Origin of the sequence: Acidocella sp. (assembly GCF_052326845.1) — a bacterium.
GTDB lineage: Bacteria > Pseudomonadota > Alphaproteobacteria > Acetobacterales > Acetobacteraceae > Acidocella.
Genome location: NZ_JBKQJR010000112.1, coordinates 1 through 3,444 on the forward strand (window position 1 = coordinate 1; position 3,444 = coordinate 3,444).

The 3,444-nt window shown below is 62.0% G+C and carries 5 protein-coding genes and 1 pseudogene; 4 read left to right on the forward strand and 2 right to left on the reverse strand.

All coding sequences use genetic code 11. The annotated features are described in order from the left end of the window. From ACLPJJ_RS07455 to ACLPJJ_RS07470, 4 genes and pseudogenes are all read left to right on the forward strand, one after another. On the forward strand, positions 1 to 336 hold a 336-nt coding region (locus tag ACLPJJ_RS07455; RefSeq protein WP_443590319.1), incomplete at its 5' end, for an FtsX-like permease family protein. 21 nt (positions 337 to 357) lie between these two features. Beyond that, positions 358 to 972 (forward strand): annotated as a pseudogene (locus ACLPJJ_RS07460) (zinc dependent phospholipase C family protein); the annotation flags it as partial. Positions 973 to 1,099: 127 nt separating this feature from the next. After that, positions 1,100 to 1,387: a LolA family protein gene (locus ACLPJJ_RS07465; RefSeq protein ID WP_443590320.1), complete on the forward strand. Its 288-nt coding sequence runs from the start codon at positions 1,100 to 1,102 to the stop codon at positions 1,385 to 1,387. Between the two features lie 31 nt (positions 1,388 to 1,418). Then, positions 1,419 to 2,219: an exodeoxyribonuclease III gene (locus tag ACLPJJ_RS07470; protein WP_443590321.1), complete on the forward strand. Its 801-nt coding sequence runs from the start codon at positions 1,419 to 1,421 to the stop codon at positions 2,217 to 2,219. Between the two features lie 170 nt (positions 2,220 to 2,389). On the opposite strand, the gene ACLPJJ_RS07475 is transcribed toward ACLPJJ_RS07470, so the two are convergent. Both ACLPJJ_RS07475 and ACLPJJ_RS07480 read right to left on the reverse strand, forming a co-directional pair. Further along, positions 2,390 to 2,953 (reverse strand): histidine phosphatase family protein, encoded by a 564-nt coding sequence (locus ACLPJJ_RS07475; protein WP_443590322.1) that lies wholly within the window; start codon positions 2,951 to 2,953, stop codon positions 2,390 to 2,392. Positions 2,954 to 2,957: 4 nt separating this feature from the next. Continuing rightward, a partial coding sequence (locus ACLPJJ_RS07480; protein WP_443590323.1) for a glutathione S-transferase family protein occupies positions 2,958 to 3,444 on the reverse strand: 487 nt, incomplete at its 5' end.

Genomic DNA, 3,444 nt, shown 5'->3' on the forward strand with positions numbered 1-3,444 from the left:
CACCAAAAGACATCATCACCGCAATATCCTTGGTCTTTTGGTGTTGAGCCGGCACAGGTGCGACGGATCTTCCTGATGCAGGGTTTTCTGATCAGTGTGATCGGAACGGCCCTGGGCCTTGCGCTCGGGTACGTTCTGGCGTGGGTGGGCGGCCATTACCGCTTTATTCAGCTGTCGGCAGAGGTGTATTCCATTGATTATCTGCCGTTTGCGCCGCGATTGATCGACGGGGTGATCGTGACGCTGGTGTCGCTGGGAGTCTCGCTGCTGGCGACGATTTATCCGTCCAGTTCGGCGGCGCGAATATTGCCGGCAGAGGCGCTACGCTACGAGTAGATCCCGGCATCTTAGCAATGCATGGCAAGAGCACGTGCAGTGTGTTCGGCGGTCGTCGTAGTTCTGTTTTTCTTGTTTTCAACGCAGTCCGGTTTCGGTTACTCGGTGCTGACGCATGAGCAGATTATCGACCTGGCGTGGAAGGATTCCATCGTTCCGCTGCTGCTCAGCCGGTATCCGCACACGACGCCGGCGGAACTGGAACGGGCGCGGGCGTTCGCATATGGCGGATCGGCGATCCAAGATGCGGGGTATTACCCGTTCGGCCACATGTTCTTCAGCAATCTTACGCACTATGTGCGGAGCGGGGATTTTGTTGCGAGCCTGATTCGGAATTCGCGCAATGTGTATGAGCTGGCGTTTGCACTGGGTGCGCTGTCGCACTATGCAGGCGATTCGATCGGCCATCACGATGCGGTGAATCCATCGACGGCGGCGGAGTTCCCCGGCCTCGAAGAAAAGTATGGGCCGGTGGTCACTTATGACGAGAGCCCGCACGGGCATATCCGGACTGAGTTCGCATTCGACATCAACCAATTAAGCAAGCGACGGCTGGCGCCTTCGGCGTATCTCGACCACGTTGGTCTCGAAGTCTCGATGCCCCTGCTCGAGCGGGCCTTCTTCGAGACCTATGGGTTGCATTTGCGGAATATGGATATCGACCGGAGGGCGGCGGAGATCAGTTATCGCAGGTCGGTCCGTAACTTTATCCCATCGATTGCGCGGGCCGAGGTTTATCTGCACAGGAAGGGCTTTCCCGAAGATGCGCAGGGACCGGAGTTCGAGCTCTACGCCAAACGAGTGCAGGGCCGCCATCGACCGCGAGCCCGGCGAGTACGACATCACCCTGATCCGCAAGAACAAGGCTGCCCAGGGCACGCTGACCCTGGTGTTCGGCACCAACCCGCTGGAACTTCGCCAATGGGTGGTTACCGACGCGCAGGGCAAGCAGACCCGCGTAAGCCTCTACGACATGCTGCCCGGCGGGCCGTATCCGGACTCGCTGTTCCAGTACAACCAGCACACCACAACGGGGCGTTCAAAGGGGTAGTTTTTCCCCACCGCTGCTGTACGAAGGGGCGATGCAGCTCACCATCGCCACCTGGAACATCAACTCCCTGCGCCTGCGCCAAGCGCACCTGCACAAGCTCGTCGCCGAGCTCTCGCCGGACGTCATCTGCCTGCAGGAGACCAAGGTGCCGGACGAGTTGTTCCCCGAGGGCATCGCCGCCGCCATCGGCTTCCCCCATGTGCTCAAGCGCGGCATGAAGGGCTATAACGGCGTGGCCATCCTCTCCCGCTTGCCGCTCGCTTTGGCCGAGAACACGCCCGACTGGTGCGGCAAGAATGACTGCCGGCATATCTCCGCCCAGGTGGCGACGGGCGCCGCGCCGCTTATCGTGCATAATTTCTACGTCCCCGCGGGCGGCGACATCCCCGACCGCGCGCAGAACGAGAAATTCGCGCATAAGCTCGACTTTCTGGCGGAAACAACGGCGCATTTCGCCGCCTATCCGCCGCACCGGGCTGTGCTCACGGGCGATCTCAACATCGCCCCATTGGAGCACGACGTATGGAGCCACAAGCAGTTGCTCGATGTCGTCAGCCACACGCCGGTCGAGGTGGACGGGCTGAACGCCTGGATGGCGCAGGGCTGGCATGACGCGGTGCGCCATTTCGTGCCAGCGGAGCAGAAGCTCTACACGTGGTGGTCCTACCGCAACCGGGACTGGGCGGCCTCTAACCGCGGGCGCCGACTCGACCATATCTGGGTCACGCAAGACCTCACCGCCGGGTTGCAGGGCTATAAAATCCTGCGTGCGGCCCGGGATTGGGAGCAGCCCTCCGACCATGTGCCGGTCGCCGTGACGTTAAACGTGTAACGCGAATCAGGCATGGCACGGACTTAAAATCGTCACATCAATCATGGCTCGTTCACGCCCATATAGCGGGCTGACGGAGACTTGAGATGAGATTCACGCTGCCTAAACCCGCAATCCTTGGCTTGGCCTTCCTGGGCGGCATGCTCTTGGCGGCGCTGACCGGCTAAGGTCTACTCGGCCTCGGGCGGCAGCCTGACCTGCCAGCCCCCTTCTTCCGGCGTACAAAACATCGGCACGGCATTCGGGGTGAGCCCCTGCTTCGGCAGCCCCATAATGTCCCGCAGCGCGCGGAATATCCCGCCATGCGCGACAATCAGCAGCGGCCCCCGCGCCGTGGTGAGGACGCGCTCCATGGCCTCTTCCACGCGTTCCAGAACCTGAAAAATCGTTTCCGCGCCTTCCGGCGTGTAGCTCCCTTCCAGCCACTCGCTGAACCAGGGGTAAAGCGGCTTGCCTTCCATGCCGCCGAACACCACCTCGCGCAGCCCCGGCTCCAGCTCCACCGGCAGATTCAGGAATTCGTTGATGATGCTGGCGGTCTCGCGCGTGCGCTGCATGGGCGAGCAGACGATCGTGGCAATCCCCTGCCCCGCCAGCAATGGCCCGGCCGAGGCCGCCTGGGTCCGGCCCGTGGCGTTCAGCGAGATATCCAGCGCGCCCTGGCTCAAACCAGCGGCGTTATAATCTGTCTCTCCATGGCGGAGGAACCAGAATGGAACAAGCGGCAGCGCCAAGGACTTAGGCCAGACCTTCGGCGGCAAGCGCGCGTTGCACGGCCGGGCGGGCACACATTCGCTCGAAATGCGCGGTCAGGTTGGCGGGCATCGGCAGGCCGATACGGCCAGCCCAGATTTCCAGGAAGAACAGCGCCGCATCGGCGATGCTGTAATCGCCCATCAGATACGCCTTAGCGCCCAGGGCATGGCTGAGCAGCTTGAACCCGTCAACCACGATGTCCCGGCCGGTCTGCAGCACGGCGGGTTCATCGGCATTGGTCGGCGTGAAGAGGGACGGGCGGAAAATGCGAGTGAAGCCGCGCATATGCACAGTTCCCACGATGTAATCCAGCAACTCCAGCGTCCGAGCCTCTCCTTCCACATCCTCCGGCACCAGGCCCAGCTCGGGGTGCATCTTCGCCAGCGGCGCGCAGTACAAGCACGAATACACCTCGATTAACCCGAAATCGAAGGTGCCGGCGCTGGTGCGCGACGATGGTTCGGTGCTG

Bases quoted from the DNA above. Each gene is read 5' to 3' on its own strand.
- ACLPJJ_RS07465 (WP_443590320.1), top strand. From the start codon at position 1,100: ATGCGCAGGGACCGGAGTTCGAGCTCTACGCCAAACGAGTGCAGGGCC.
- ACLPJJ_RS07470 (WP_443590321.1), top strand. From the start codon at position 1,419: ATGCAGCTCACCATCGCCACCTGGAACATCAACTCCCTGCGCCTGCGC.